25 protein-coding genes are annotated in these 25,932 nt (G+C 54.6%); 12 read left to right on the top strand and 13 right to left on the bottom strand.

Translation table 11 applies throughout. The features are described from left to right. The first annotated feature begins 51 nt into the window (after nt 1-51). Both bioA and HED65_RS09740 read left to right on the top strand, forming a co-directional pair. The gene (gene bioA, locus HED65_RS09745; RefSeq protein ID WP_411266778.1) at nt 52-1,341 is read left to right on the top strand and encodes an adenosylmethionine--8-amino-7-oxononanoate transaminase; all 1,290 of its coding nucleotides are present in this window, start codon (nt 52-54) and stop codon (nt 1,339-1,341) included. Between the two features lie 48 nt (nt 1,342-1,389). Next, the gene (locus HED65_RS09740) at nt 1,390-1,866 is read left to right on the top strand and encodes a kinase inhibitor (RefSeq protein ID WP_014883071.1); all 477 of its coding nucleotides are present in this window, start codon (nt 1,390-1,392) and stop codon (nt 1,864-1,866) included. 86 nt (nt 1,867-1,952) lie between these two features. Here HED65_RS09740 and hutH read toward each other — a convergent pair whose 3' ends face one another. The 5 genes from hutH to hutI all read right to left on the bottom strand — a co-directional run bounded on the left by hutH (nt 1,953) and on the right by hutI (nt 8,198). Further along, nucleotides 1,953-3,473, bottom strand: a complete 1,521-nt coding sequence (gene hutH / locus HED65_RS09735; RefSeq protein ID WP_114978418.1) for a histidine ammonia-lyase — start codon at nt 3,471-3,473, stop codon at nt 1,953-1,955. Next, nucleotides 3,470-5,158 carry a urocanate hydratase gene (gene hutU / locus HED65_RS09730; RefSeq protein WP_114978417.1) on the bottom strand — a complete coding sequence of 563 codons (1,689 nt, stop codon included), beginning with the start codon at nt 5,156-5,158 and terminating at the stop codon, nt 3,470-3,472. The genes hutH and hutU overlap by 4 nt, the downstream gene beginning before the upstream one ends. 127 nt (nt 5,159-5,285) lie before the next feature. Beyond that, entirely contained in the window at nt 5,286-6,020 is a 735-nt protein-coding gene (locus tag HED65_RS09725) for a histidine utilization repressor (protein WP_114978416.1), read from the bottom strand. Nucleotides 6,021-6,039: 19 nt separating this feature from the next. Further along, on the bottom strand, nt 6,040-6,978 hold the full coding sequence (hutG, locus tag HED65_RS09720; RefSeq protein WP_114978415.1) for a formimidoylglutamase: 939 nt from the start codon (nt 6,976-6,978) through the stop codon (nt 6,040-6,042). Next, nucleotides 6,975-8,198, bottom strand: a complete 1,224-nt coding sequence (hutI, locus tag HED65_RS09715) for an imidazolonepropionase (RefSeq protein WP_114978414.1) — start codon at nt 8,196-8,198, stop codon at nt 6,975-6,977. Before hutI ends, hutG begins: the two co-directional genes overlap by 4 nt. 224 nt (nt 8,199-8,422) lie before the next feature. On the opposite strand from hutI, the gene HED65_RS09710 reads away from it, so the two are divergent. Then, nucleotides 8,423-9,706: a putative acyl-CoA thioester hydrolase gene (locus HED65_RS09710; protein WP_114978413.1), complete on the top strand. Its 1,284-nt coding sequence runs from the start codon at nt 8,423-8,425 to the stop codon at nt 9,704-9,706. Between the two features lie 52 nt (nt 9,707-9,758). Here HED65_RS09710 and tisB read toward each other — a convergent pair whose 3' ends face one another. Continuing rightward, a complete protein-coding gene (gene tisB, locus HED65_RS09705) occupies nt 9,759-9,848 on the bottom strand; it encodes a type I toxin-antitoxin system toxin TisB (RefSeq protein ID WP_114978412.1) in 90 nt (29 codons plus the stop codon). A gap of 443 nt (nt 9,849-10,291) precedes the next feature. Next, on the bottom strand, nt 10,292-11,287 hold the full coding sequence (gene pgl, locus HED65_RS09700) for a 6-phosphogluconolactonase (protein WP_114978411.1): 996 nt from the start codon (nt 11,285-11,287) through the stop codon (nt 10,292-10,294). 140 nt (nt 11,288-11,427) lie between these two features. Here pgl and HED65_RS09695 point away from each other — a divergent pair, with 140 nt between their 5' ends. Next, nucleotides 11,428-12,246 carry a pyridoxal phosphatase gene (locus HED65_RS09695; protein ID WP_114978410.1) on the top strand — a complete coding sequence of 273 codons (819 nt, stop codon included), beginning with the start codon at nt 11,428-11,430 and terminating at the stop codon, nt 12,244-12,246. Here HED65_RS09695 and modC read toward each other — a convergent pair whose 3' ends face one another. The 4 genes from modC to HED65_RS09675 all read right to left on the bottom strand — a co-directional run bounded on the left by modC (nt 12,247) and on the right by HED65_RS09675 (nt 15,098). Continuing rightward, nucleotides 12,247-13,305 (bottom strand): molybdenum ABC transporter ATP-binding protein ModC, encoded by a 1,059-nt coding sequence (gene modC, locus HED65_RS09690; protein WP_114978409.1) that lies wholly within the window; start codon nt 13,303-13,305, stop codon nt 12,247-12,249. A 2-nt stretch (nt 13,306-13,307) separates the two neighbouring features. Next, nucleotides 13,308-13,997 carry a molybdate ABC transporter permease subunit gene (gene modB, locus HED65_RS09685; RefSeq protein WP_114978408.1) on the bottom strand — a complete coding sequence of 230 codons (690 nt, stop codon included), beginning with the start codon at nt 13,995-13,997 and terminating at the stop codon, nt 13,308-13,310. Continuing rightward, nucleotides 13,997-14,770 carry a molybdate ABC transporter substrate-binding protein gene (gene modA / locus HED65_RS09680; RefSeq protein ID WP_114978407.1) on the bottom strand — a complete coding sequence of 258 codons (774 nt, stop codon included), beginning with the start codon at nt 14,768-14,770 and terminating at the stop codon, nt 13,997-13,999. Before modA ends, modB begins: the two co-directional genes overlap by 1 nt. 178 nt (nt 14,771-14,948) lie before the next feature. Next, nucleotides 14,949-15,098, bottom strand: a complete 150-nt coding sequence (locus HED65_RS09675) for an AcrZ family multidrug efflux pump-associated protein (RefSeq protein ID WP_008501118.1) — start codon at nt 15,096-15,098, stop codon at nt 14,949-14,951. Between the two features lie 127 nt (nt 15,099-15,225). On the opposite strand from HED65_RS09675, the gene modE reads away from it, so the two are divergent. From modE to gpmA, 7 genes are all read left to right on the top strand, one after another. Then, on the top strand, nt 15,226-16,014 hold the full coding sequence (gene modE, locus HED65_RS09670; RefSeq protein WP_114978406.1) for a molybdenum-dependent transcriptional regulator: 789 nt from the start codon (nt 15,226-15,228) through the stop codon (nt 16,012-16,014). Nucleotides 16,015-16,081: 67 nt separating this feature from the next. Further along, nucleotides 16,082-17,554 (top strand): molybdate ABC transporter ATP-binding protein ModF, encoded by a 1,473-nt coding sequence (gene modF / locus HED65_RS09665; RefSeq protein WP_114978405.1) that lies wholly within the window; start codon nt 16,082-16,084, stop codon nt 17,552-17,554. A gap of 201 nt (nt 17,555-17,755) precedes the next feature. Beyond that, nucleotides 17,756-18,772 (top strand): UDP-glucose 4-epimerase GalE, encoded by a 1,017-nt coding sequence (gene galE, locus HED65_RS09660; protein ID WP_114978404.1) that lies wholly within the window; start codon nt 17,756-17,758, stop codon nt 18,770-18,772. 9 nt (nt 18,773-18,781) lie between these two features. Next, complete coding sequence (gene galT / locus HED65_RS09655; protein WP_114978403.1) at nt 18,782-19,828, top strand: galactose-1-phosphate uridylyltransferase; 1,047 nt, start codon at nt 18,782-18,784, stop codon at nt 19,826-19,828. 5 nt (nt 19,829-19,833) lie between these two features. Next, nucleotides 19,834-20,982 (top strand): galactokinase, encoded by a 1,149-nt coding sequence (gene galK, locus HED65_RS09650; protein ID WP_114978402.1) that lies wholly within the window; start codon nt 19,834-19,836, stop codon nt 20,980-20,982. Continuing rightward, on the top strand, nt 20,976-22,016 hold the full coding sequence (gene galM, locus HED65_RS09645; RefSeq protein WP_114978401.1) for a galactose-1-epimerase: 1,041 nt from the start codon (nt 20,976-20,978) through the stop codon (nt 22,014-22,016). The genes galK and galM overlap by 7 nt, the downstream gene beginning before the upstream one ends. A 205-nt stretch (nt 22,017-22,221) precedes the next feature. Beyond that, entirely contained in the window at nt 22,222-22,974 is a 753-nt protein-coding gene (gene gpmA / locus HED65_RS09640; RefSeq protein WP_114978400.1) for a 2,3-diphosphoglycerate-dependent phosphoglycerate mutase, read from the top strand. Between the two features lie 61 nt (nt 22,975-23,035). On the opposite strand, the gene aroG is transcribed toward gpmA, so the two are convergent. After that, nucleotides 23,036-24,088 (bottom strand): 3-deoxy-7-phosphoheptulonate synthase AroG, encoded by a 1,053-nt coding sequence (gene aroG / locus HED65_RS09635; protein ID WP_114978399.1) that lies wholly within the window; start codon nt 24,086-24,088, stop codon nt 23,036-23,038. Nucleotides 24,089-24,272: 184 nt separating this feature from the next. Between aroG and zitB the strand changes: the two genes are divergently transcribed. Further along, entirely contained in the window at nt 24,273-25,205 is a 933-nt protein-coding gene (zitB, locus tag HED65_RS09630) for a CDF family zinc transporter ZitB (protein ID WP_114978398.1), read from the top strand. Here zitB and pnuC read toward each other — a convergent pair. Next, the gene (gene pnuC, locus HED65_RS09625; protein ID WP_114978397.1) at nt 25,202-25,921 is read right to left on the bottom strand and encodes a nicotinamide riboside transporter PnuC; all 720 of its coding nucleotides are present in this window, start codon (nt 25,919-25,921) and stop codon (nt 25,202-25,204) included. The genes zitB and pnuC overlap by 4 nt on opposite strands. Between the last annotated feature and the right edge of the window lie 11 nt (nt 25,922-25,932).

Here is a 25,932-nt window from a genome sequence, read left to right as displayed (position 1 = left end):
CGGTTTATACTCGTAAACCTAAAACTTTTCAAAATGGTTTACAAGTCGATTATGACCCAGGACGATCTCGCCTTCGACAAGCAGCATATCTGGCACCCTTACACCTCCACCACCCGCCCCCTTCCCGTTTATCCGGTGGCTTCGGCACGCGGTTGCGAGCTACACCTCGCCAGCGGTGAGCCGCTGGTTGACGGGATGTCTTCCTGGTGGGCAGCTATTCACGGGTACAACCACCCGCGCCTGAATGCGGCAATGAAAGCGCAGATTGACCAGATGTCGCACGTGATGTTTGGCGGGATCACCCATCAGCCCGCGGTAGATTTATGCCGTCGCCTGGTGGCAATGACGCCTGAAGCCCTGGAGTGCGTGTTCCTGGCGGACTCCGGTTCTGTGGCGGTGGAAGTGGCGATGAAAATGGCGCTGCAGTACTGGCATGCCAGAGGGGAATCCCGTCAGCGGTTCCTGACCTTCCGCAACGGCTATCACGGCGATACCTTCGGGGCGATGTCGGTGTGCGATCCGGATAACTCTATGCACAGCCTGTGGAAGGGGTATCTGCCGGAAAACCTGTTTGCTCCGGCCCCGCAGAGCCGCTTCGATGGCGAGTGGAACGAGATGGACATGGTCGGTTTCGCCCGCCTGATGGCGGCGCATCGTCATGACATCGCCGCCGTGATCCTGGAGCCTGTCGTGCAGGGGGCTGGCGGGATGCGGATGTACCACCCGGAGTGGCTGAGGCGTATTCGCAAGATGTGCGACCGCGAGGGCATTCTGCTGATTGCCGATGAGATCGCCACCGGCTTTGGCCGCACCGGCAAGTTGTTTGCCTGTGAACATGCGGGCATCGCGCCAGATATTCTGTGTCTGGGTAAAGCGCTCACCGGTGGTACGATGACGCTTTCCGCCACACTGACTACCCGCCATGTTGCCGACACTATAAGCGACGGTGAAGCGGGCTGCTTTATGCACGGCCCGACGTTTATGGGCAATCCACTGGCCTGCGCGGTGGCGAGCGAAAGCCTTGCCATTCTGGAAAGCGGCAAGTGGCAAACGCAGGTTGCAGCGATAGAGACGCAATTGAAAGCAGAGCTGAGCGCTGCCTCTGGTGCGAATTTTGTGGTGGACGTACGCGTGCTGGGCGCTATCGGCGTGATTGAGACCACCCATCCGGTGAATATGGCCGCACTACAGCGCTTCTTTGTCGAACGTGGCGTCTGGGTTCGTCCATTCGGCAAGCTTATCTATCTGATGCCGCCGTATATCATTACGCCCGATCAGTTGCGGAAGCTAACCGACGCGGTCGTCGAAGCCGTTAACATTCCCGCGCATTTCGCGATTTAACCCTATGCATTACACTTTCTGCACGAGTGATTAACGAGGGTAAATCGTATGAAAATCATCAGTAAAGATCTGCGCGACGGTGAAAAACTGCCGGAGCGTCATGTTTTCAACGGCATGGGGTACCAGGGGGATAATATCTCTCCGCACCTGGCGTGGGACGAGGTTCCGGCCGGAACCAAAAGTTTTGTGGTCACCTGTTACGACCCGGATGCACCGACAGGCTCAGGCTGGTGGCACTGGATTGTGGCGAACCTGCCCGCCGATACACGCGTACTACCACAGGGTTCCGGCTCCGGCCTGGTTGCTCTGCCTGAAGGCGCGATTCAGACCCGTACCGATTTTGGTAAAGCGGGTTACGGTGGCGCAGCGCCGCCAAAAGGGGAAACCCACCGCTACATTTTCACGGTGCATGCGCTGGATGTGGACAAGATTGAGGTGGATGAAGGGGCGAGCGGCGCGATGGTAGGGTTTAACGTACATTTCCATTCGCTGGGCAGCGCGTCGATTACGGCGATGTATTCATAGAAAAAAAGCCGGGTGGCGGCTACGCCTTACCCGGCCTACATTTCGCACTCCTGGGCCCGGTAAGCGCAGCGCCACCGGGCAAAAAATCACAGCACCGAAGGCAACAGCCCCACCAGCCGCCCTTCTTCCAGAAGCTGCATCGCTTTATCAATATCCGGCGCAAAGAAGCGGTCGTCGTCATAATGCGATACATGCTCGCGCAGCGCATGACGCGCCTGTTCCAGCAGCGGACTGGATTTCAGCCCTTCGCGCAGATCGATTCCCTGACACGCCGCCAGCCATTCCACCGCCAGCACGCCACGGGTGTTGGATGCCATCTCCCACAAACGACGCCCGGCAGCCGGTGCCATAGAAACGTGATCTTCCTGGTTTGCCGATGTTGGCAGGCTATCCACGCTATGCGGATGCGACAGAGCTTTGTTCTCGCTCGCCAGAGCCGCCGCCGTCACCTGGGCAATCATAAAGCCCGAGTTAACCCCGCCGTTACGTACCAGGAACGGTGGCAACTGAGACATGTGTTTATCCATCATCAACGCAATGCGGCGTTCAGACAACGCACCGACTTCAGCAATCGCCAGGGCAATGTTATCCGCCGCCATTGCCACAGGCTCAGCATGGAAGTTACCGCCGGACACCACTTCATTTTCCTGCGCGAATACCAGTGGGTTATCGGACACCGCGTTGGCTTCCACCAGCAACACCTCTGCAGCCTGGCGCAGTTGCGTCAGACACGCGCCCATCACCTGCGGCTGGCAACGAAGGGAATATGGATCCTGCACCTTTTCACAGTTGTGGTGTGAATCTGCAATACCACTGGTTTCGGTGAGTACATGACGGTACATCGCGGCGGCATCAATTTGCCCACGCTGGCCGCGCACGTCGTGAATACGGGCGTCGAACGGGCGACGCGAGCCCAGTACAGCTTCAGTGGTCAAGGCTCCGCACACCACTGCTGAGGCGAAAAGATCTTCAGCCTCAAACAGGCCGCGTAAAGCGAATGCCGTGGACGCCTGAGTACCGTTCAGCAGCGCCAGTCCCTCTTTTGCCGCCAGGGTGATCGGGTTCAATCCGGCTTTTTTCAGTGCCTCTTTCGCAGGAAGCCACTCTCCCTTCCAGCGCGCCTGCCCTTCACCGAGCAGCAGCAGCGACATGTGCGCCAGCGGCGCGAGATCGCCGGATGCACCGACAGAACCTTTTGCCGGGATCCACGGATAGACTTCTGCGTTCACCAGCGCCATTAACGCCTGGATCACGCTCAGGCGAATACCCGAGAAACCGCGCGCCAGACTGTTGATTTTAAGCACCATCATCAGGCGGACAATCTCATCATCCAGCGGCTGGCCGACACCCGCCGCGTGTGAAAGCACCAGTGAACGCTGTAAGTTTTCCAGATCGTGTGTCGCAATACGTGTCTGCGCCAGCAGCCCAAAACCGGTGTTAATGCCGTAGGCGGTGCGCCCTTCGGCAACAATGGCTTCGACGCAGGCAACACTGTCGTTGATCGCAGCGTGGGCACTTTCATCAAGCGAGAGCGTGACCGGTTGACGCCAGACGCTACGCAGTTGTTTGAGCGTCAGTGAGCCAGGTGTGAGTGTTAAGGCGTTCATTCATGATTTCCTTGTGTGGCAGCGCTCATCGGCAGGTTTAGCCCCTGCTCTTTGGCACATTCAATGGCAATCTCGTAACCAGCGTCTGCGTGACGCATCACACCGGTTGCCGGGTCGTTGTGCAGCACGCGAGCGATACGCGCAGCAGCTTCATCCGTTCCGTCACAGACAATAACCATCCCGGAATGTTGGGAGAAGCCCATCCCCACGCCGCCACCGTGGTGCAGCGATACCCAGGTCGCGCCGCTGGCGGTATTCAGTAAGGCGTTCAGCAAAGGCCAGTCGGAGACTGCATCCGAACCATCGCGCATGGCTTCGGTTTCACGGTTAGGGCTGGCAACGGAACCGGAGTCCAGATGGTCACGGCCAATCACAATCGGCGCGGAGACTTCGCCGCTGCGCACCATTTCGTTAAAGGCCAGACCCAGTTTTTGCCGCCACTCCAGCCCTACCCAGCAGATGCGCGCCGGTAAGCCCTGGAAGTTGATGCGCTCGCGGGCCATATCCAGCCAGTGGTGCAGATGTTCGTCATCCGCGACAATCTCTTTCACTTTGGCGTCGGTTTTGTAGATATCCTCCGGGTCACCGGACAGGGCAACCCAGCGGAACGGACCGATACCGCGGCAGAACAGTGGGCGAATATAAGCAGGAACGAAGCCCGGGAAGTCGAAGGCATTATTCACGCCCATCTCTTTCGCCATCTGGCGGATGTTGTTGCCGTAATCAAAGGTAGGAATGCCCATCTTGCTAAAGGCCAGCATGGCGGAGACGTGTTCTGCCATGGAACGTTTGGCAGCAAGTACCGTACCTTCCGGGTCGGTTTCCGCTTTTTGCTGGTAGGCTTCCCACGTCCAGCCTTTTGGCAGGTAACCGTGCAAAGGATCATGAGCGCTGGTCTGGTCGGTCACCAGATCCGGGCGCACACCGCGAGCCACGAGTTCAGGAAGAATATCTGCCGCGTTGCCGCACAGGGCAATCGACACCGCTTTGCCTTCGGTTGTGTATTTTTTGATACGCGCCAGCGCATCGTCCAGGCTGGTTGCCTGTTCGTCGACGTAACGGGTACGCAGACGGAAATCAATGCGGCTCTGCTGGCACTCAATGTTCAGCGAGCAGGCGCCGGCAAGGGTGGCGGCCAGTGGCTGCGCGCCGCCCATGCCGCCGAGACCAGCGGTCAATACCCAGCGACCTTTCAGCGAACCGTTATAGTGCTGGCGACCCGCTTCCACGAAAGTTTCGTAGGTGCCCTGTACAATTCCCTGGCTGCCGATGTAGATCCAGCTCCCGGCGGTCATCTGGCCATACATCGCCAGCCCTTTAGCGTCCAGCTCGTTAAAATGTTCCCAGGTTGCCCAGTGCGGCACGAGGTTAGAGTTAGCAATCAGCACGCGCGGCGCGTTTTTGTGCGTTTTGAACACGCCAACCGGTTTGCCGGACTGCACCAGCAGGGTTTCGTCGTGTTCGAGTTCGGTCAGGGATTTTACAATTGCGTCATAGCACTCCCAGTTGCGCGCGGCGCGGCCTATGCCGCCGTAGACCACCAGCTCGTGGGGGTTTTCCGCAACCTCAGGATCAAGGTTGTTCATCAACATGCGCAGCGGGGCTTCGGTGAGCCAGCTTTTTGCGGTAAGGGTGGTGCCGCGCGGGGCGCGGACATCCTGTTGGCGGTATTTACCTGACGACATTGTGTGCTCCTCATACGGGACAGATGATGCATTTAGATATACTTGTATAGACAAGCACACACAAGGTCGAATTTAACAAAAAAGATACAATTTTGTTATATTGAGTTAGCTATCACGCTTTTAAAACTTATGACATAAAGTGACCCTGCAACCGGTAACGGTTACCCGGGAAAAGCAGTCTGGCATGCGACACAATTTGCGATGACGACCATGTACGACGACGGATCAGCAAGCACGGATCGTGCTCTTTAATGCGCAGCTGTTCGCATTCCTGCGGCGTGGCGCGAACGGCTTCCACAATGTGCTCCCCTTCAGTCAATGGTGCGACAAGCGAAAGATACGCATGCGGTGTGGTTTGCGTGTAATCCTGATTCAAATAGTCCGGTATCCGTTCAGCGTTCACGCAGCGGTCTTCAATCTGCACCGGAATATCGTTTTCAAAATGCACCATCACGGAGTGGAAGATACGGCTGCCCTCTTTGACGTTCAGCTCTACGGCCTGCTCGGCGCTGGCATGGGTTTCTTCCAGTACAAGCACCTCACAACGGTGCTGATGGTTACGCGCGGTGATCTCATCGGCAATACTGCGGATTTCAAACAGGGCTGATTGGCCTTTCGGTTCCGCCACAAACGTACCGACCCCCTGCAAGCGCACCAGCAGACCGTCATCGGTCAGTTCGCGTAGCGCCCGGTTGATGGTCATCCGACTAAAACCAAACTGTGCCACCAGATCGGCCTCAGAAGGAATACGGTCGTGAGGCCGCCAGACACCGGTGGCGATTTTTTCGCTAATCGCCTGCTTCACCTTTTCGTAAAAAGGCGCGGGAGGGCTCGACTGCGGCAGGGGTGAGCGTGAAAACATCGTGATTCCTTAAATGTTGTTATGCCCACCAGTGAGCAATTTGCCAGGCCAGACGGGCGGCAAGCTTTGCGCCTTGTCCGTCTCGATCATACTGTGGGTTAAACTCTACCAGATCAGCGGCCTGCAGCTTGCCACTGCGGCAGATCTTTTCGATGACTGGCAGAAGTTCCAGCGCCGGCACCCCTAAAGCTGCCGGTGCGGAAACGGCAGGCATTTCGCTGGCGGGCAGGACGTCCAGATCAATCGTCAGGTAGATACGATCGGCCCGCGCCAGCACCGTTTCCAGCGCAGAAAGCGCGTCGCGTCTGAAATGCAAATCTTCCACCAGCGTGACGTTCAGACGTGCAGCCTCATCCCAAAGTGCCATCGTGTTCGCCGCGCGGCTCACGCCAAAGCAGGCGTACTGAAATTCCCGGCCGCGCTCATCGCAGTAATGCGCTAGCTGGCGAAATGGGGTGCCTGAGGTGGCACGGTCAGCCTTGCGCAGGTCAAGATGTGCATCGAGATTTATCACCACCACGCGTTCATTCGGGAACGCATCCAGAAGGCCCCGTCCGTGCGCCCAGGCAGTTTCGTGCCCGCCACCAAAGACCAGCGTACGCATCCCGGACTGCTGGCAAGCCGTGACGGCATCACTTAAAGCCTGCTGGGCCGCTTCCAGCTCGTCACCTTCTACGTAAACCGAGCCCATATCCGCGAGCCGTTCGTGCCCCTGATGGCTTGCCATATTCGCCAGCGCCTTTCGCAGAATATCCGGAGCCTGCACGGCGCCGGGTCTGCCCTGATTGCGTTTAACCCCTTCATCACATTCAAAGCCTATCAGCGCAATGCCGGATGAAAGCGGCGTGAAATTCGGCTGCTGCTGTATCGTTTGAAAAATGCGCTTTGCGTTGCTGGCTTCGGCGCTGTCGTCGCGCCCAAGCCAGACCGTTTCAGCTACGGGCCGCCATAAACTCATACTGCCTCCCCACGGAAAATACGTTGATACAGCGGATTGCGTCCCGGTTCGTAGACCATCTCAACCGGATGGTGAGCATCCCAGACGATAAAATCGGCGACAAATCCTGCCCGTAACTGTCCGTAGGTTGCACCACGACCCAGCGCCTGGGCAGCATGTCGCGTGACGCCAGCCCAGGCCTCTTCAGGGGTCAGACCAAACTGGACGCAGGCCATGTTCATCGCCAGGTGCAGGCTGGCAAACGGGCTAGTGCCGGGGTTATAGTCGGTCGCGACGGCCATCGGCACGCCCTGTTTCCTGAGCTGTTCAACCGGCGGTCGCTGGCGCTCCTGAAGAAAATAAAACGCGCCAGGCAGCAATACAGCAACCGTACCGCTTTGCGCCATCGCCTGAACGCCTGCGTCGTCGAGATATTCAATATGATCGGCGGAAAGCCCTCTGTAACGGCTGACCAGCGCTGCGCCACCCAGATTTGATAGCTGTTCCACATGCCCTTTCACCGGAATACCCAGCGCTGTGGCGGCGCGGAAAAGTCGCTCGGTTTGCTCGGGCGTGAAGCCAACGTTTTCGCAGAAAACATCCACGGCTTCGAATAATCCTTTGCGCCACAACTCAGGCATGATCTGCTCGCACACCAGCGTAAGATATGCCTGCGGATCGTGACGGTATTCCGCCGGAACCGCATGTGCAGCCAGCAGCGTTGGACTGATCTCTATCGAATTAGTCAGGCTCAACTGACGTGCAACCTGCAACATCTTCTCTTCGGCATCAGCGTTTAGCCCGTATCCGGACTTAATCTCGACCGTCGTCACACCTTCGTTAATGAGACGCTGCAGCCGCTGTTGCGCCAGTTTCAGCAGGGTTTCAGCTGAACTGTTGCGCGTCGCCGTCACAGTAGCGTTAATCCCGCCTCCCTGGGCGCTGATCGTTTGATAAGAGACACCGTTCAGACGCTGCTCCCACTCCGCCGCGCGATCACCACCAAACACCAGGTGGGTATGGCAGTCAATCAGGCCTGGTGTAACCAGACGTCCCTGAAGATCGACGCTGTGACGGTGTCTTGAAGGTATTTCAGATTCAGGGATAACGGCCTGAATGGTTTGGCCGCGCACCACCAGAGCGTGTTGCTCTTTCAGGCCATACGGCGCGTCGCCTTCCGGATCCATCGTTGCCAGTCGCGCATTTCGCCATATTACATCGTCGGGATGAAGCTGCTGCATGAGTATTCCACTTGTCATGGGTTGTATAGACATTTATTTTCATCCACTGCCCGCTGTCAACCGTCCTGATGGAAAATGTTATTTATTTGTGATGACTTTCCCGCCCCCCGAGGGCAAAAAATGCAACTTTTACCCTTTTTAACTTCCCGTTTCGCTCAACTTAGTATAAAAAAGCAGGCTATTTCGTCTATCCCGTTAAGACTTGCATACCCAGGAGCTTTACCTTGAACATTTCCAGGATTTCCCGTCTGGCGTTAGCACTCGCCTTTGGCGTGACATTATCCGCATGCAGTTCAACACCACCGGATCAGCTGCCTTCTGAGCAGGTAGCACCGGGTACCGCCTCCCGCCCGATTTTGTCCGCTGATGAAGCGAAGAACTTCGACCGTGCACACTACTTCTCGGCGATGGAACCCAACGCTGCGCCGTGGACACCGTCTTCTATTAACCTGCCAAAACAGCCTGACTTCGTCGTTGGGCCAGCAGGTGCGCAGGGTGTAACGCATACCTCTATTCAGGCTGCGGTTGATGCTGCCATCACGAAGCACAGCGCTTCTCGTCAGTACATCGCGATCCTGCCAGGCGAATATGAAGGCACCGTTTACGTTCCGGCGGCACCAGGCAGTATTACCCTTTACGGTCTGGGCGAAAAAGCGATCGACGTAAAAATTGGCCTGGCGATTGATTCCGAAATCGACAGCAACGCCTGGCGCCACCTGGTGAACCCAGCCGGTAAATACATGCCGGGTAAACCTGCGTGGTACATGTTTGATAACTGCCAGAGCAAGCGTGCCGCTACCGTTGGCATGATGTGTTCAGCGGTTGTCTGGTCTCAGAACAACGGTCTGCAATTGCAGAACCTGACCATTCAGAACACCCTGGGTGACAGCGTCGATGCAGGTAACCATCAGGCCGTGGCGCTGCGTAGCGATGGTGACAAGGTCCAGATCAACAACGTGAACATTCTGGGTCGTCAGAACACCTTCTTCGTGACCAACAGCGGTGTACAGAACACCCTGCAGAATAACCGTCTGACCCGTACGCTGGTCACCAACAGCTACATTGAAGGTGACGTTGACCTGGTATCCGGTCGTGGCGCGGTGGTGTTTGATAACACCGACTTCCGCGTGGTGAACTCACGTACTCAGCAGGAAGGTTACGTGTTTGCGCCAGCAACACAGTCTAACCTGTTCTACGGTTTCCTCGCCGTCAACAGTCGCTTCAATGCTGCCGGTGATGGCGTGGCGCAACTGGGTCGCTCCCTGGATGTGGACTCTGCTACCAACGGTCAGGTGGTGATCCGCGATAGCGTGATCAACGAAGGCTTTAACATGGCGAAGCCATGGGCAGATGCCGCAATCTCCAAACGTCCGTTCTCCGGCAATACCGGTGCGGTGGACGATAAAGGAAACGTGCAGCGCAACCTGAACGACGCTAACTTCAACCGCATGTGGGAATACAACAACCGCGGTCTGGGTAGCAAAGTAGTTGCTGAGCCGAAGCAGTAAGATAAGAGTAAAAGGGGGATGTTAATCCCCCTTTTTACTGCGACTGGATACGTCAGGTACCGAACTTAAGATACGCATCCAATAGTTGCATAATCGCAACTATGAGTTGCAGGAACAGAATTGCCCATTCCACACCGCTCATACGCCACTCCTTTGGTATAGAGCACTTCTCCTCTGGTTTACCTTTCCGCTGCCTGTCACCAGAAGTGTGTTGGTTTCATTTCTATGTGCTCCGCAGTTAAGGCACTGGCAGCACCACCCGACAGCCAGGACTTGAAACGGATACTGAATTGCGGAACTGCAGCACAACGAACCAACGAAGAGAAGTATATCAACTCAACACTGTACATAAAAACAGTTAGAGGGGAATTAGGAATATATAAAGAATAAACGCGTAAAACATTGAATATAAATGACATATCTGAAAACAAGATAGCCCATTATCGATGTCTTTCTTTTCAACCGGTTTACAGGCCTTAGACCCGCCATTATTATGAACTTGTTGGTTTCTTTTCTATGTGCTCACCCGGCCACCACCGGGCATAAAAAAACCTCGCATTCGCGAGGTTTTTTGTTTTAAGCCGCTTAGTGGGCATTAACCACAACCCACATAGGCCCCTGGCCTACCGCATAGCGCCCTTTCTCTTCCAGCAGGCCCTGCTCGCCTTTGATTTCATACAACGCAATGTGGTGGGATTTCTGCCCTGCTGCAATCAGATATTTACCACTGTGGTCGATATTAAAACCGCGCGGCTGGGTTTCCGTTGGCTGGAATCCTTCAATCGCCAGCACACTGCCATCTTCCGAGACACTAAACACGGTAATCAGGCTGGAGGTACGATCACAGGCGTACAAATGGCGGCCATTTGGCGTAATGTGGATATCCGCAGCCCAACGGGTGTCAGAGAAGTCAGACGGCATCATATCCAGCGTCTGCACGCACTCAATCTGGCCGTTAGGATCTTTCAGTTCCCAGACGTCCACCGAGCTGTTCAGTTCGTTCACAACGTAGGCGTACTGCTGGTTCGGATGGAAGGCCATATGACGCGGCCCAGCCCCCTCTACGGTGGTCACTTCCGCCGGATTCTGTGCCACCAGGTGACCATCGTCGCTCAGGGTGAACAGGCAGATACGATCCTGCTTCAGCGCTGGCACCCACAGCGTGCGGTTGTCCGGCGTGATATTCGCCGAGTGGCAGCCTTCCAGCCCTTCCACCACATCCACAGTCTCGACCGGAATGCCGTCGTCCAGACGTGTAACACTGACACAGCCCGCGTTATAAGAGCCACTGAAGACAAAGTTACCTTTATGATCGGTTGAAATATGGGTTGGGCTGCCCGGCAATGGCGCTTCGGCAGTGTAAGTCAGCGCGCCGTCATCCGGAGAAATACGGTAAGCCAGCACGCGAAACTCCGGGCGTACACCCACGTACAAGAAACGTTTATCCGGACTGATGACCATCGGCTGCACCTGGCCTGGCACATCAACAACCTGAACCAGCGTGAGTGTCCCCTCGGTATTTAAACGCCAGACGTGGATCTGCTGGCTTTCAGGACTGGCGGTATAAACGGTTTGTTTCATGAATATTCACTCCTCACTGCGCATGAAAGTAGTTAACTTTTGACGGTGAATGCTGAATTGTCGACAGGAGTTTTGAAGCATCCGCCTCTCGGTGTACCATCCCATCAAAACGTAAATTCAATATTAACCCGGAAAAACAAATGACCTCGCGTGTGATTGCTCTGGATTTAGACGGTACCTTACTTACGCCGCAAAAAACCCTCCTCCCCTCCTCCCTTGAAGCGCTTAAACGCGCGCAGGAAGTGGGATATCAACTCCTTATCGTAACGGGTCGACATCACGTTGCCATTCACCCTTTTTATCAGGCACTGGCGTTAGATACACCTGCAATTTGTTGTAATGGCACTTATTTGTATGATTATCAGGCGAAAAAGGTTCTGGAATCTGATCCGCTGCCGGTTCCTCAGGCGCTGCAATTGATTGATCTGCTGGATGAACACGCCGTACACGGCCTGATGTATGTGGATAACGCGATGGTCTATGAACGCCCGACCGGCCATGTGATCCGCACCAGCAACTGGGCGCAGTCCCTGCCTGAAGCCCAGCGTCCGGTCTTTACCCTGGTATCCTCTCTGCGCCAGGCGGCGAAGGATGTTGATGCTATCTGGAAATTCGCGCTAACGGATGAAGACACCACCAAACTGAATACCTTCGCAAAACACGTGGAAGAGACTCTGGGTCTGGAGTGTGAATGGTCCTGGCATGACCAGGTTGATATCGCCCGCAAAGGCAACAGCAAAGGCAAACGTCTGACACAGTATGTGGAATCTCAGGGGTGGTCGATGCGTGACGTGATCGCCTTCGGCGACAACTACAACGACATCAGCATGCTGGAAGCCGCCGGTACCGGCGTGGCGATGGGCAATGCCGATGACGCGGTGAAAGCGCGCGCCAACGTGGTGATTGGCGATAACACTACCGACAGTATCGCGCAGTACATTTATACTCACCTGCTGTAATCAGGCGGTGATCGAGACGCTCTTAATTTGCGCGTAAAGCCACAGGCCGGGTTTGATCCCCAATTCATCTCTGGCCCACGGGCTGATACGCGCCCAGAGCGTCCTGCTGCCGACCTCAAGCTTTACTTCAACCTGGCCGTTATCATCAAAGCACTCCGCCACTTTCGCACGCAGAATATTTCGGATACTGGTCTGCAACGGCGGTTGCAAGACCAGAGAGACATCCGACGCCTGAATGCGAATACGCAGTGCAGACTGCAACGGTTTGTCAATTTTGTTGACCCACAGATGCTGATCACCCAGTGCCAGCGCAGTCATTGCGTAATGCGGATGGTGTTCCAGCACGCTGACTTTGAGAATGCTGCTCTGCTGTTCCCTGGGTAACCAGGGGTGCATCACGCTGCTGCCCCACACCTCTTCCAGGTTGCCGAAGGCCTTAACACTGCCCTCTTCCAGCACCAGCACTTTATCGGCCAGATGCAGGATCTCATCCAGCGAGTGGCTAACGTAGAGCATCGGAATATTAATTTCACGCGTCAGGCGCTGCAGATACGGCAGGAGTTCACGTTTACGTGGAATATCCAGCGAGGCCAGAGGTTCATCGAGCAACAGTAACTCTGGCGCGGTCAGTAACGCCCGGCCAATCGCCACACGCTGTTTCTCGCCGCCGGAAAGCGAAGATGGCAGCCTGTCGAGCAGCGGTTCAATCCCTAAAAGGGTCACCAGCTTATCAAACTGACCGGCCATGCTTTTCGCCATGCCATAACGCAAATTTCCGCGCACACTGTAGTGCGGAAATAATCGTGCATCCTGGAAAACATAGCCGATACGGCGTTTATCAGGCGAAAGATACACCTTATTTTCCACGTCATTTAAGACGCGGTTATTTAATACAATGCGCCCTGATTGCGGGCGGGTCAGACCGCTGATTGCATTAATCAACGACGTTTTCCCCGCGCCAGACACGCCAAAAATAGCGGTGATGCCGCTGGCTGGCAGCGTTTCATTAATCGTCAGGGTATGATTTCCCAGCGTCTGGGTAAATTGAAGCTCCAGCATGACTATTTCCCCATCCGCTCACGGCTGAGTCGCGCCAGCCATTCCGACACCAGCAATGATACCAGCGCTAATACGATTGATATAATGCACAGTCGCGCTGCGGCACTTTCTCCACCCGGTGTCTGAATCAGGGTATACATGGCCGACGGAATCGTTCGCGTCTCACCGGGGATATTCGACACAAAGGTAATTGTCGCGCCAAACTCGCCCAGCGAGCGGGCAAAGGCCAGCACCGTACCGACAATAATGCCGGGTAATGTCAGCGGCAGCGTAATGGTAAAGAAAACGCGCCAGCGCCCGGCGCCCAGCGTGCGGGCCGCCTGTTCCAGTTTGAGATCCACCCCCTCCAGCGCCAGACGGATAGCCCTGACCATCAGAGGGAATGACATCACCGCCGCCGCCAGTACCGCACCGCGCCAGCTAAAAGCAAACGTCAGCCCAAACCAGTCATAGAGCTTCTCACCAATAAAGCCGCGACGTCCCATTGAAATCAGTAACAGATAACCGACCACCACGGGCGGCAACACGAGGGGAAGATGAAGCACACTGTCCAACAGGGCTTTACCTGGAAACTTACAGCGGACCAGTAACCAGGCAAAGAAGATCCCGAAGGGCAAACTCAGCACGACTGCCAGGGAAGAGACTTTAAGGCTCAGCAGCACGGCCTGCCATTCAGGATCGGTCAATATCATTAGTGAGTTGTAAATCCATAACGTTTAAAGATTGCAGATGCTTCTGGTCCTTTCAGATAATCATAAAAGGCAGAAACCGTCGCATTTTTATGTCCATCAACAATCGCAACAGGGTATTCCACTTTCTTGTGGGAGTCTTCCGGGAAGGTCCCCACCACTTTGACACCTTTGCTGGCAACGGCATCAGAACCGTAGACAATACCCAGCGGAGCTTCGTTGCGTTCTACCAGCGCCAGCGCACCGCGGACATCTTCAGCAGGTGCCAGTTTCGGTGACAATGTCTCCCATGCGCCCAGTTTTTGCAGTGCTTCTTTGGCGTAGATCCCGGCCGGTACGTGCTCAGGATCCCCCACCGCCATGCGGCCACCATTTAGCAGGCTGATCCAGTTAGTCTTACTGTTGATAGTGATGTCGCTCTGTGCACTTGCTTTCGGCGCAACCACGACGAGGCTATTCCCCAGCAGTGTTTCGCGGGTCGCCACATCAACAGATTTTTTATCCGCCGCGTAATCCATCCACTTCTGGTCGGCTGAGATAAACAGATCTGCCGGTGCACCCGCTTCAATCTGGCGTGCCAGCGTTGAGGAAGATGCAAAAGAGGAGACTACGTCAACGTTCTTCTCTTTTTTATACACAGCAGCGATATCCTGCAACGCATTGGTCAGCGACGCCGCCGCAAAGACCGTAATTTTACCGTCGTCTGCCAGTGCGTATCCGGTAAGAGAAAGCGTCAGTGCTGCCCCTGCGAAAAGGCGTACCCATGAACAAGCCATTTGTCACTCCTGTCAGTATCGTTATATACATATCAATATAACGATAACTTCAAAGAGATCCCAGCGTTTAATCTTACCGCTCAAGGAGTAAGTCGGTCTGGTGGTTTAAAGAATATCGGCGAAAAGGAGAAAATCTTGAGAGCAAAACGCCCGGACTGGCCGGGCGGTTTGTAGGGAATTAATGCTGCTTTTTAGCCTGGTCTCGGTGACCAATGTTCGAAAAGACGTTGAACACTTCACCCAGGCCGTAGATGGCACCGAGGATGATGGCCATCACTACTGGTACCATGATCACGGCGAATACCAGACTTTTTAACAACTCTAACATGGTTTTCTCCAGAGATTGTGAATAGCTTATTCTACCCTTTCAAGTGAGAAAAACATCCCCTTTTGTGCGGTACCCTTTGCGCCCTGCACCATTTGGGTCACAATACTCTTTTTGCCAGGATACTGTTATGCAGGCCGAAATTCTCCTCACCCTCCGACTTCAGCAAAAGCTTTTCGCCGATCCGCGTCGTATCACCCTGCTTAAACAGATAGAACAAACAGGCTCGATTAGCCAGGGGGCAAAAAACGCCGGTATCAGTTACAAAAGTGCCTGGGATGCCATCAACGAGATGAACACCCTGAGCGAGCAACCGCTGGTGGACAGAGCCACAGGCGGTAAAGGCGGCGGCGGTGCAGTGGTTACGCGTTATGGGCAGCGTCTGATTCAGCTTTACGATCTCCTGGCCCAGATCCAGCAAAAAGCGTTTGATGTGTTGAGTGATGACGACAATCTCCCGCTGGACAGTTTGCTGGCCGCCATATCCCGTTTCTCGTTACAAACCAGCGCCCGTAACCAGTGGTTTGGTACGGTAACGGCACGCGATAATCTCCAGATACAGCAGCATATCGAGATCCTGCTTGCCGATGGGACTACCCGCCTGAAAGCCGCAATAACGTCGCAGAGTGCAAAACGTCTTGAGCTGAATGAAGGTAAAGAGGTGCTGGTGTTACTGAAAGCGCCATGGGTCAATATCACGAGCAATCCCGATACAGCAAAGGCAGCCGATAACCAGCTTCACGGTGCAATCAGCCACATTGAGCACGGTGAGGAACAGTGTGAAGTGCTGATGACCCTGGCGGACGGACAAATGCTCTGCGCGACGGTACCGCTCAGCGAGGCTGATGGATTAGAAGAAGGTGCTGCAGTCACCGCATATTTCAACGCAGACCGGGTGATTATCGCCACATTGTGCTGAGCACATTGACAATCGTACCGACAGTGAGTATCCCTGACATCTGTCGCTGCAAAAAATGGGATAAATCATGTCATCATTGCATATTTCGCAAGGCACGTTTCGTCTTAGCGATACCCGAACACTGACGATTGCCGATTTGGCAATACGCGCAGGTGAAAGCTGGGCATTTGTCGGCACGAACGGCAGCGGTAAATCAGCCCTTGCCCGTGCGTTGGCTGGCGAGCTCCCTCTTCTCAAAGGTGAATATCAGCGCCATTTTTCGCGCCTGACACGCCTGTCATTTGAACAACTGCAAAAGCTTGTGAGTGACGAATGGCAGCGCAACAATACCGATTTACTCAGCCCTGGTGAAGAAGATACCGGCCGCACGACAGCGGAGATTATTCAGGATGAGGTGAACGATCCCGCCCGTTGCCAGCACCTGGCAGAACAGTTCGGCATCACCGCCCTGCTGAACCGCCGCTTTAAGTATCTTTCAACCGGCGAGACACGGAAAACGCTGCTTTGTCAGGCTTTGATGAGCGAACCTGAGTTGCTGATCCTCGACGAACCGTTCGATGGTCTTGACGTGCAGTCTCGCGCCCAGCTGGCAACTCTGCTGGGTTCGCTTAACCAGCAGGGATATACCGTTGTGCTGGTGCTTAACCGCTTCGATGAAATTCCGGATTTTATCCAGAATGCAGGTGTGCTGGCCGACTGTAACTTGACTGAAACAGGCGAAAAATCAGTACTGCTTAAGCAGGCATTAATTGCGCAACTCGCACACAGTGAACAGCTTGATGGAATCACGCTTCCGGAACCCGACGCCCCGTCAGCCCGACATGCGCTTGATCCTCACCAGCCGCGCATCGTGCTGCGTGATGGACTTGTCTCTTATGACGATCGCCCAATCCTTAACCACCTCAACTGGACAGTCAATCCTGGCGAGCACTGGCAGATTGTTGGCCCTAATGGTGCGGGGAAATCGACGCTGCTAAGCCTGATCACCGGAGATCATCCGCAGGGTTACAGTAACGATCTCACGCTGTTTGGTCGGCGCCGCGGCAGTGGCGAAACCATCTGGGATATCAAAAAGCATATCGGTTATGTCAGCAGCAGCCTGCATCTGGATTACCGTGTCAGCACAACGGTGCGCAATGTGATCCTCTCCGGGTATTTTGATTCCATCGGCATTTATCAGGCGGTATCGGACAAACAGCACAAGCTGGCTCAGCAATGGCTGGATATTCTCGGAATGGATACCCGGGTCGCTGACGCGCCGTTTCATAGCCTGTCGTGGGGACAGCAGCGGCTGGCGCTGATCGTTCGCGCTCTGGTGAAGCACCCTACGCTTCTGATCCTCGATGAACCCCTGCAGGGACTGGACCCGCTGAACCGACAGTTAATCCGCCGCTTTGTGGATGTCCTCATTAATGAAGGCGAAACGCAACTGCTGTTTGTTTCACACCATGCCGAAGACGCCCCATCCTGCATCACACACCGTCTGGAGTTTGTCCCTGACGGTGAACGCTATGATTATCTGCTGAGCAAAATCGACTAAACTCCGGAGGGCTCAGCCCTCCGTTTTTCAGATAACCTGCATTAAGACATCTCTATCCCTTTGATCTACAATGCCACACGACATCTGAAAATCGGTATTTAAAAACAGTGTAAACGATTCCACTATTTTATCCCATGTCACACTTTTCGCGACTCTGTTATGCTATGGTTATTACATACCATAAGCCCAATGGAGCGAAATATGCGAGTTCTGGTAACAGGTGGTAGCGGTTACATAGGAAGTCATACCTGTGTGCAACTGCTGCAAAATGGTCATGATGTCATCATCCTCGACAACCTGTGCAATAGTAAGCGCAGCGTGCTGCCTGTAATTGAACGTCTTGGCGGTAAACAGCCAACGTTCGTGGAAGGCGACATCCGCAATGAAGCACTGATGACCGAGATCCTTCACGACCACGCCATTGAAACGGTGATCCACTTCGCCGGCCTGAAGGCGGTCGGTGAATCCGTTGCGAAACCGCTGGAGTATTACGACAACAACGTCAACGGAACCTTGCGTTTAATCTCCGCCATGCGTGCGGCAAACGTCAAAAACTTTATCTTCAGCTCATCCGCCACCGTCTATGGTGACCAGCCTAAAATTCCTTACGTTGAAAGTTTCCCAACCGGTACGCCGCAAAGTCCGTATGGCAAAAGCAAACTGATGGTGGAACAGATCCTGACCGATCTGCAAAAAGCACAGCCTGAGTGGAGCATCGCGTTGCTGCGCTACTTCAACCCGGTCGGTGCACATTCATCAGGTGACATGGGTGAAGATCCTCAGGGTATTCCCAACAACCTGATGCCGTATATCGCACAGGTTGCAGTTGGTCGTCGTGACTCACTGGCGATTTTTGGTAATGACTATCCAACCGAAGATGGCACCGGCGTGCGTGATTACATCCACGTTATGGATCTGGCCGACGGGCACGTGGCGGCCATGCAGCAACTGGCAAACAAGCCGGGCGTACATATTTATAACCTCGGCGCCGGGATCGGCAGCAGCGTGCTGGATGTGGTTAATGCCTTCAGCAAAGCCTGCGGTAAGCCGGTGAACTATCACTTCGCACCGCGTCGTGAAGGTGACCTTCCTGCTTACTGGGCCGATGCCTCCAAAGCCGATAAAGAGCTTAACTGGCGTGTTACCCGCACGCTGGATGAAATGGCACAAGATACCTGGCACTGGCAGTCCCGCCACCCACAAGGTTATCCGGACTAAGGATCCGTCATGACTTCATTTAATCCCGTCGATCATCCGCATCGTCGTTTTAACCCGTTAAGCGGGCAATGGATTTTAGTTTCTCCGCATCGCGCCAAGCGCCCCTGGCAGGGGGCGCAGGAGACGCCTGCGAAACAGACACTGCCACAGCATGATCCGGACTGCTTCCTGTGTCCGGGTAACACCCGCGTCACCGGAGATAAAAACCCGGACTACAAGGGCACCTTCGTCTTTACCAACGATTTTGCCGCCCTGATGACCGACACGCCGGACGCGCCGGAAAGCCACGATCCGCTGATGCGCTGCGAAAGCGCGCGCGGAACCAGTCGCGTGATCTGCTTCTCGCCCGATCACAGCAAAACGCTGCCGGAACTGAGCATTGAGGCGCTGAAAGAAGTAGTAAGCACCTGGCAAACACAAACCGCAGAGCTGGGTCAGACTTACCCATGGGTGCAGGTGTTTGAAAACAAAGGTGTGGCTATGGGCTGCTCTAACCCGCATCCGCACGGGCAGATCTGGGCGAACAGTTTCCTGCCTAACGAAGCCGAACGTGAAGACCGTCTGCAAAAAACCTATTACGCGGAAAACGGTTCTTCAATGCTGGTGGACTACACCCAACGTGAGCTGGCAGATGGCAGCCGCACTGTGGTGGAAACCGAACACTGGCTGGCCGTGGTGCCTTACTGGGCCGCCTGGCCCTTCGAAACGCTGTTGCTGCCAAAAGCACACGTGCAGCGCATTACGGACCTCAGTGACGCACAGCGCGACGACCTTGCTCTGGCACTGAAAAAACTGACCAGCCGTTATGACAATCTGTTCCAGTGCTCCTTCCCGTACTCCATGGGCTGGCACGGCGCACCGTTTAACGGTGAAGAGAATCAACACTGGCAGTTGCATGCCCATTTCTATCCGCCGCTGCTGCGTTCTGCGACGGTACGTAAATTTATGGTGGGCTATGAAATGCTGGCGGAAACGCAGCGTGACCTGACGGCGGAACAGGCGGCAGAACGTCTGCGTGCCGTCAGCGACGTCCACTATCGCGAATCAGGAGTCTAAAAAAAATGAGTCTGAAAGATAAAACACAATCCCTGTTTGCTGAAAAATTTGGCTACCCTGCCACCCACGTTATCCAGGCACCTGGCCGCGTCAACCTGATTGGTGAACATACCGACTACAACGACGGTTTTGTGCTGCCTTGTGCCATTGATTACCAGACAGTCATCAGCTGTGCAAAACGCGACGACCGCAAAGTCCGCGTGATTGCGGCGGATTACGGCAATGAGACAGACGAGTTTTCTCTCGATGCCCCGATTGCGACACACGACAACCAGCAATGGTCTAACTACGTGCGCGGCGTAGTGAAGCACCTGCAGAAACGTAACAAGAACTTTGGCGGTGCCGATCTCGTTATCAGTGGCAACGTACCACAGGGGGCAGGCTTAAGCTCCTCAGCCTCTCTGGAAGTCGCCGTAGGAACCGTGTTCCAGCAGCTTTATCATCTGCCGCTGGATGGCGCGCAAATCGCCCTGAACGGTCAGGAAGCAGAAAACCAGTTCGTGGGCTGCAACTGCGGCATTATGGATCAGTTGATCTCCGCGTTGGGTAAAAAAGAGCATGCGCTGCTGATCGACTGCCGCTCGCTTGGCACCAAAGCCGTTCCGCTGCCAAAAGGTGCCGCGGTCATTATTATCAACAGCAACTTTAAACGCACGCTGGTGGGGAGCGAGTACAACACCCGCCGCCAGCAGTGCGAAACTGGTGCGCGCTTCTTCCAGCAACCCGCCCTGCGCGACGTGACGCTTAATGAATTCAATAAGGTGGCCCACGAGCTGGATCCGGTCGTCGCCAAACGCGTTCGTCACGTGCTGACGGAGAACGCCCGTACCGTCGAAGCCGCGTCCGCGCTGGCGAAAGGTGATCTGAAACGTATGGGTGAGTTGATGGCGGAATCTCACGCCTCCATGCGCGATGATTTCGAGATCACCGTTCCGCAAATCGACACCCTGGTGGAAATCGTCAAGGCAGTCATTGGCGATAAAGGTGGCGTGCGTATGACCGGCGGTGGCTTCGGGGGCTGCATTGTTGCCCTGGTGCCGGAAGAACTGGTTCCTGCCGTCCAGCAGGCGGTAGAGAAACAATACGAAGCGAAAACAGGTATTAAAGAAACGTTCTACGTGTGTAAAGCATCACAAGGAGCCGGACAGTGCTAAACGAAACACCTACCTTCGCACCGGATGGTCTGCCGTATCGCCTGTTAACCCTGCGCAACAGCGCGGGGATGGTGGTTACGCTGATGGACTGGGGTGCAACCCTTCTTTCTGCCCGCGTACCGATGCCGGACGGCAGCGTGCGCGAAACCCTGCTCGGCTGTGCCTCGCCTGAGCAGTATGTCAATCAGTCCGCCTATCTGGGCGCATCTGTAGGGCGCTACGCTAACCGCATCGCTAAGAGCCGTTTTGAACTCGACGGCGTGGAGTATTCTCTGCTTCCAAGCCAGGGTGAGAACCAGTTGCACGGTGGTCCGGACGGGTTCGACAAACGCCGCTGGAAGATTGTTCGGCAAAACGACGGGGAAGTGTTGTTCTCACTGGATTCGCTTGATGGCGATCAGGGCTTCCCGGGGAACCTTATCGCCTCCGCACGCTTTACGCTGACCGACGACAACCGTATCGCCATTGAGTACCGTGCGACGGTCGACAAACCGTGTCCGGTTAACCTGACCAACCACGCTTATTTCAACCTGGACGGTAACCAGTGCGATGTGCGTAATCATAAGCTGCAGATCCTGGCAGATGAATACCTGCCAGTGGATGAAATGGGCATCCCTTATCAGGGGCTGAAGTCCGTGAGCGGCACCAGCTTTGACTTCCGCAGTGCAAAATCTATCGCCCAGGATTTCCTCAGCGATGACGATCAGCACAAAGTGAAAGGTTACGATCACGCTTTCCTGCTGCAGGCAAAGGGTGATGTTAACCAGCCAGCTGCACAAGTCTGGTCTGCGGATGAGAAGCTGCAGATGACGGTGTATACCACAGCCCCTGCACTGCAATTCTACTCAGGCAACTACCTTGGCGGCACGACAGCGCGCGAACACGATGAGTACAGCGACTGGCAAGGCCTGGCGCTGGAAAGCGAGTTCCTGCCGGACAGCCCCAATCATCCGGAATGGCCGCAGCCAGATTGTGTACTGCGCCCGGGTGAAGAGTACATCAGCGTGACGGAATACCATTTTATTCCGCATTAATTTCCAGCCCTCCTGTCGGAGGGCTTTTTTCTGCTCGCCTTGCTGAAAATAGCGCCGATCGCAGACAAAATCATAACCCTGGATTCACAAGCATCTTACACTCAGAGACTATTTTCGCTATGGTTAGGGTTAAGCGTTGCTGCTGGCACGGCCACGGCAATATAATGAGAATTGTTATCATTCTAAAATGCTTGAGGAGTAAGATATGGCTGTAACTAAGCTGGTCCTGGTGCGTCACGGCGAAAGCCAGTGGAACAACGAAAACCGCTTTACCGGTTGGTACGACGTTGATCTGTCCGAGAAAGGCGTAAGCGAAGCAAAAGCAGCAGGCAAACTGCTGAAGGAAGAAGGCTTCAGCTTTGATTTTGCTTACACCTCTGTGCTGAAACGTGCCATCCACACTCTGTGGAACGTTCTGGACGAACTGGATCAGGCCTGGCTGCCAGTTGAGAAATCCTGGAAACTGAACGAGCGTCACTACGGTGCGCTGCAGGGTCTGAACAAAGCGGAAACCGCTGAGAAATACGGTGACGAGCAGGTTAAACAGTGGCGTCGTGGCTTCGCGGTTACTCCACCAGAGCTGACCAAAGATGATGAGCGCTACCCGGGTCACGATCCACGTTACGCAAAACTGACCGATGCCGAGCTGCCACAGACTGAAAGCCTGGCGCTGACCATCGACCGCGTTGTGCCTTACTGGAACGAAACCATTCTGCCACGCCTGAAAAGCGGTGAGCGCGTGATCATCGCTGCTCACGGTAACTCCCTGCGTGCGCTGGTGAAATACCTGGACAACATGGGTGAAGACGAGATCCTCGAACTGAACATCCCGACTGGCGTACCGCTGGTGTATGAGTTCGACGAAAACTTCAAACCAATCAAACACTACTATCTGGGTAACGCAGATGAGATCGCAGCAAAAGCTGCGGCTGTCGCCAACCAGGGTAAAGCGAAGTAATTTTCGCCCGACATAAAAAAAGCGCGGAACCTTCCGCGCTTTTTTATTTGTGCCTGATTATTCAGCCGCGACGCGCTTTTACCGCATTCGCCAGCTGACGCAGGATCGTGTCGGTATCTTCCCAGCCGATGCAGGCATCCGTCACACTCTTGCCATAGACAAGCGGCTCGCTGCCTTCCAGGTTCTGGTTACCCTCAACCAGATGGCTTTCGATCATCACCCCAATCACCGCTTTTTCACCACCGGCAATCTGCTGGCAGACATCTGCCCCTACTTCCATCTGCTTTTTAAACTGCTTGCTGGAGTTAGCGTGGCTGAAGTCGATCATCACCTGAGATGGCAGTCCCGCTTTTTCCAGACCGACTTTCACTTCCGCCACATGTTTTGCACTGTAGTTTGGCTCTTTGCCACCGCGCAAAATGATATGGCAATCACCGTTACCACTGGTGTTAACGATGGCGGAGTGACCCCATTTGGTCACAGAGAGGAAGCAGTGCGGCGCCCCGGCAGCGTTGATAGCGTCAATAGCTACCTTGATAGTGCCATCAGTCCCGTTTTTAAACCCTACCGGGCAAGAGAGACCGGAAGCCAGTTCGCGGTGAACCTGCGATTCCGTGGTACGTGCGCCAATTGCGCCCCAGCTCATCAGGTCAGCCAGGTACTGCGGCGTGATCATGTCCAGAAACTCACCAGCTGCCGGCAGGCCACTGTCGTTGATTTCGAGCAGTAGTTTGCGTGCAATGCGCAGACCGTCGTTGATCTGGAAGCTGTTGTCCATGTGCGGATCGTTAATCAGCCCTTTCCATCCCACGGTGGTACGCGGTTTTTCAAAGTAGACGCGCATGACTATTTCCAGCTCGTCTTTCAACTCTTCTCGCAAGGTGAGCAGACGGGCGGCGTACTCTTTCGCGGCTGCCGGGTCGTGGATAGAGCAAGGACCAATCACCACCAGAAGACGATCGTCATTACCTTTCAGGATCTTATGGATCGCTTTACGAGCATGAGAAACCGTGTTTGCGGCATTTTCAGTGGCGGGGAATTTCTCAAGGAGTGCTACTGGAGGTAATAACTCGTTGATCTCTTTGATACGTAAATCGTCATTCTGATAATTCATTTTCTTTCCAGCTCTGCCATAACTCTAGTAGTGAATGCAATCCCTTCAATCTAACTTGCTCGCCGCCTAGTGTAAACCGTCTTTTACACTCTCTCCCGGATTTGCAGAAACAGACCAAAAAATACGTTTGTCTAACACATTAAAAACTCTACACTTAACCTAAAAATGAACCAGGAAAATTGATATGGCGCACTCTCATTCGCACGCTTCCGGGGACGAAAACGCTAAACGACTGACGCTGGCTTTCGGCGTCACCGCAACGTTCATGGTCATCGAGGTCATTGGTGGGCTGGTTTCAGGCTCTCTTGCTCTACTGGCAGATGCCGGTCATATGCTTACCGACGCCGCAGCTCTGCTGTTTGCGCTGCTGGCAGTACAGTTTGCACGTCGTCCGCCAAACGCCCGTCATACATTTGGCTGGCTCAGGCTTACCACGCTTGCCGCCTTTGTTAACGCCATTGCGCTGGTTGTCATTACCATTCTCATCGTCTGGGAGGCCTTCCAGCGTTTCAGACATCCGCAACCCGTTGCAGGGATGACAATGATGGTCATCGCCGTGGCAGGGCTGCTGGCTAATATTCTGGCTTTCTGGATTTTGCACCGCGGAAGTGGGGAAAAGAACCTCAACGTACGTGCTGCGGCTTTGCATGTGTTGGGTGATTTGCTCGGTTCAGTGGGGGCGATTGTGGCCGCGCTGGTGATCCTCTATACCGGCTGGACGCCTGCCGACCCGATTCTTTCAGTGCTGGTGTCGTGTCTGGTACTGCGTAGCGCCTGGCGACTGCTGAAGGAGAGCGTCAATGAACTGCTTGAAGGAGCACCAACATCAATAGATATTGCTGAGTTGAAACGTAACCTGCACCGCTCTGTCCCGGAAGTCCGCAATGTACATCACGTGCATGTCTGGCTGGTGGGGGAGAAACCGGTTATGACGTTGCACGTTCAGGTGATCCCACCTCATGACCATGATGCGCTGCTTGAACGGATCCAGCACTTTCTTGAACATCACTATGAGATTAGTCATGCGACCATCCAGATGGAGTATCAGCCGTGTAACGGACCGGACTGCCACCTGAATGAGGTGCAGTCCGGCCATTCACATCATCATCACCATTAACTGGAAAGCGCGTGAGAGCCTCGCTCACGCGCGCTGTTAATCCACATCCGGCTACCGTTCAACGCAATGAAGGTCAGCAGCAGATATTCCAGTGACATCGCATAGACGCCCTGCAGGGCGAAGATCACCACGCTGATGACATTGATGATGACCCACAGCAACCAGTTCTCAACGTACTTACGGGTCATCAGGATCATCGCGGCAATCGACAACACCATCATGCAGGAATCCCAGAACGGGAAAGCATCTGGCTGAAGTGAAGGCATAGACACATTCAACCCCATACCAGACATCACCGACACCGCTATACGGGTCAGGAAAGCAAATACCGGGTTGATATAGATGGTCATTAAACCAATGGCGACCACACAGGCGACAAACCAGGCGATAGCTTTCGGCAAGGGCAGCCAGCGGATTTGCAGCTCCGCCTCCTGCTGACTGTTCTGACGCGACCACGCGTACCAGCCGTAAATATTGGCAGCGAAGAAGAACAGCTGCAAAAGCAGGCTGGCGTATAGCTGGATCTGGAAGAAGATAATCGCAAACAGCGTAACGTTAATCAGCCCAAACGCGTAATTGCTGATCTTCTCAAGGCTCGCCAGCCAGATACAGAGTAAACCAGCCAGCGTACCTACGGCCTCAATCCATGACAGGTCATAGCCACCTGCACCAATCGGTATATGAACCAGAATGTTCTGCGTGCTAAAAAAATCCATCTTTTCCCCGG

It is taken from the genome of Pantoea sp. LS15 (genome assembly GCF_012241585.1).
Taxonomy (GTDB): Bacteria; Pseudomonadota; Gammaproteobacteria; order Enterobacterales; family Enterobacteriaceae; genus Enterobacter.
This window is presented reverse-complemented; position numbering and strand designations above follow the sequence as displayed.

Excerpts from the sequence above, each read along its gene's own strand:
- HED65_RS09725 (WP_114978416.1), bottom strand. The coding sequence starts at position 6,020 with ATGTTTTCACGCTCACCCCTGCCGCAGTCGAGCCCTCCCGCGCCTTTT.
- HED65_RS09695 (WP_114978410.1), top strand. The coding sequence starts at position 11,428 with ATGACCTCGCGTGTGATTGCTCTGGATTTAGACGGTACCTTACTTACG.
- aroG (WP_114978399.1), bottom strand. The coding sequence starts at position 24,088 with ATGAATTATCAGAATGACGATTTACGTATCAAAGAGATCAACGAGTTA.
- hutU (WP_114978417.1), bottom strand. The coding sequence starts at position 5,158 with ATGTCGTCAGGTAAATACCGCCAACAGGATGTCCGCGCCCCGCGCGGC.
- pnuC (WP_114978397.1), bottom strand. The coding sequence starts at position 25,921 with ATGGATTTTTTTAGCACGCAGAACATTCTGGTTCATATACCGATTGGT.
- hutI (WP_114978414.1), bottom strand. The coding sequence starts at position 8,198 with ATGCAGCAGCTTCATCCCGACGATGTAATATGGCGAAATGCGCGACTG.
- modC (WP_114978409.1), bottom strand. The coding sequence starts at position 13,305 with ATGCTGGAGCTTCAATTTACCCAGACGCTGGGAAATCATACCCTGACG.
- hutG (WP_114978415.1), bottom strand. The coding sequence starts at position 6,978 with ATGAGTTTATGGCGGCCCGTAGCTGAAACGGTCTGGCTTGGGCGCGAC.
- HED65_RS09740 (WP_014883071.1), top strand. The coding sequence starts at position 1,390 with ATGAAAATCATCAGTAAAGATCTGCGCGACGGTGAAAAACTGCCGGAG.
- galK (WP_114978402.1), top strand. The coding sequence starts at position 19,834 with ATGAGTCTGAAAGATAAAACACAATCCCTGTTTGCTGAAAAATTTGGC.
- modA (WP_114978407.1), bottom strand. The coding sequence starts at position 14,770 with ATGGCTTGTTCATGGGTACGCCTTTTCGCAGGGGCAGCACTGACGCTT.
- modF (WP_114978405.1), top strand. The coding sequence starts at position 16,082 with ATGTCATCATTGCATATTTCGCAAGGCACGTTTCGTCTTAGCGATACC.
- pgl (WP_114978411.1), bottom strand. The coding sequence starts at position 11,287 with ATGAAACAAACCGTTTATACCGCCAGTCCTGAAAGCCAGCAGATCCAC.
- modE (WP_114978406.1), top strand. The coding sequence starts at position 15,226 with ATGCAGGCCGAAATTCTCCTCACCCTCCGACTTCAGCAAAAGCTTTTC.
- HED65_RS09675 (WP_008501118.1), bottom strand. The coding sequence starts at position 15,098 with ATGTTAGAGTTGTTAAAAAGTCTGGTATTCGCCGTGATCATGGTACCA.
- zitB (WP_114978398.1), top strand. The coding sequence starts at position 24,273 with ATGGCGCACTCTCATTCGCACGCTTCCGGGGACGAAAACGCTAAACGA.
- bioA (WP_411266778.1), top strand. The coding sequence starts at position 52 with ATGACCCAGGACGATCTCGCCTTCGACAAGCAGCATATCTGGCACCCT.
- galE (WP_114978404.1), top strand. The coding sequence starts at position 17,756 with ATGCGAGTTCTGGTAACAGGTGGTAGCGGTTACATAGGAAGTCATACC.
- modB (WP_114978408.1), bottom strand. The coding sequence starts at position 13,997 with ATGATATTGACCGATCCTGAATGGCAGGCCGTGCTGCTGAGCCTTAAA.
- gpmA (WP_114978400.1), top strand. The coding sequence starts at position 22,222 with ATGGCTGTAACTAAGCTGGTCCTGGTGCGTCACGGCGAAAGCCAGTGG.
- tisB (WP_114978412.1), bottom strand. The coding sequence starts at position 9,848 with ATGAGCGGTGTGGAATGGGCAATTCTGTTCCTGCAACTCATAGTTGCG.
- hutH (WP_114978418.1), bottom strand. The coding sequence starts at position 3,473 with ATGAACGCCTTAACACTCACACCTGGCTCACTGACGCTCAAACAACTG.
- galT (WP_114978403.1), top strand. The coding sequence starts at position 18,782 with ATGACTTCATTTAATCCCGTCGATCATCCGCATCGTCGTTTTAACCCG.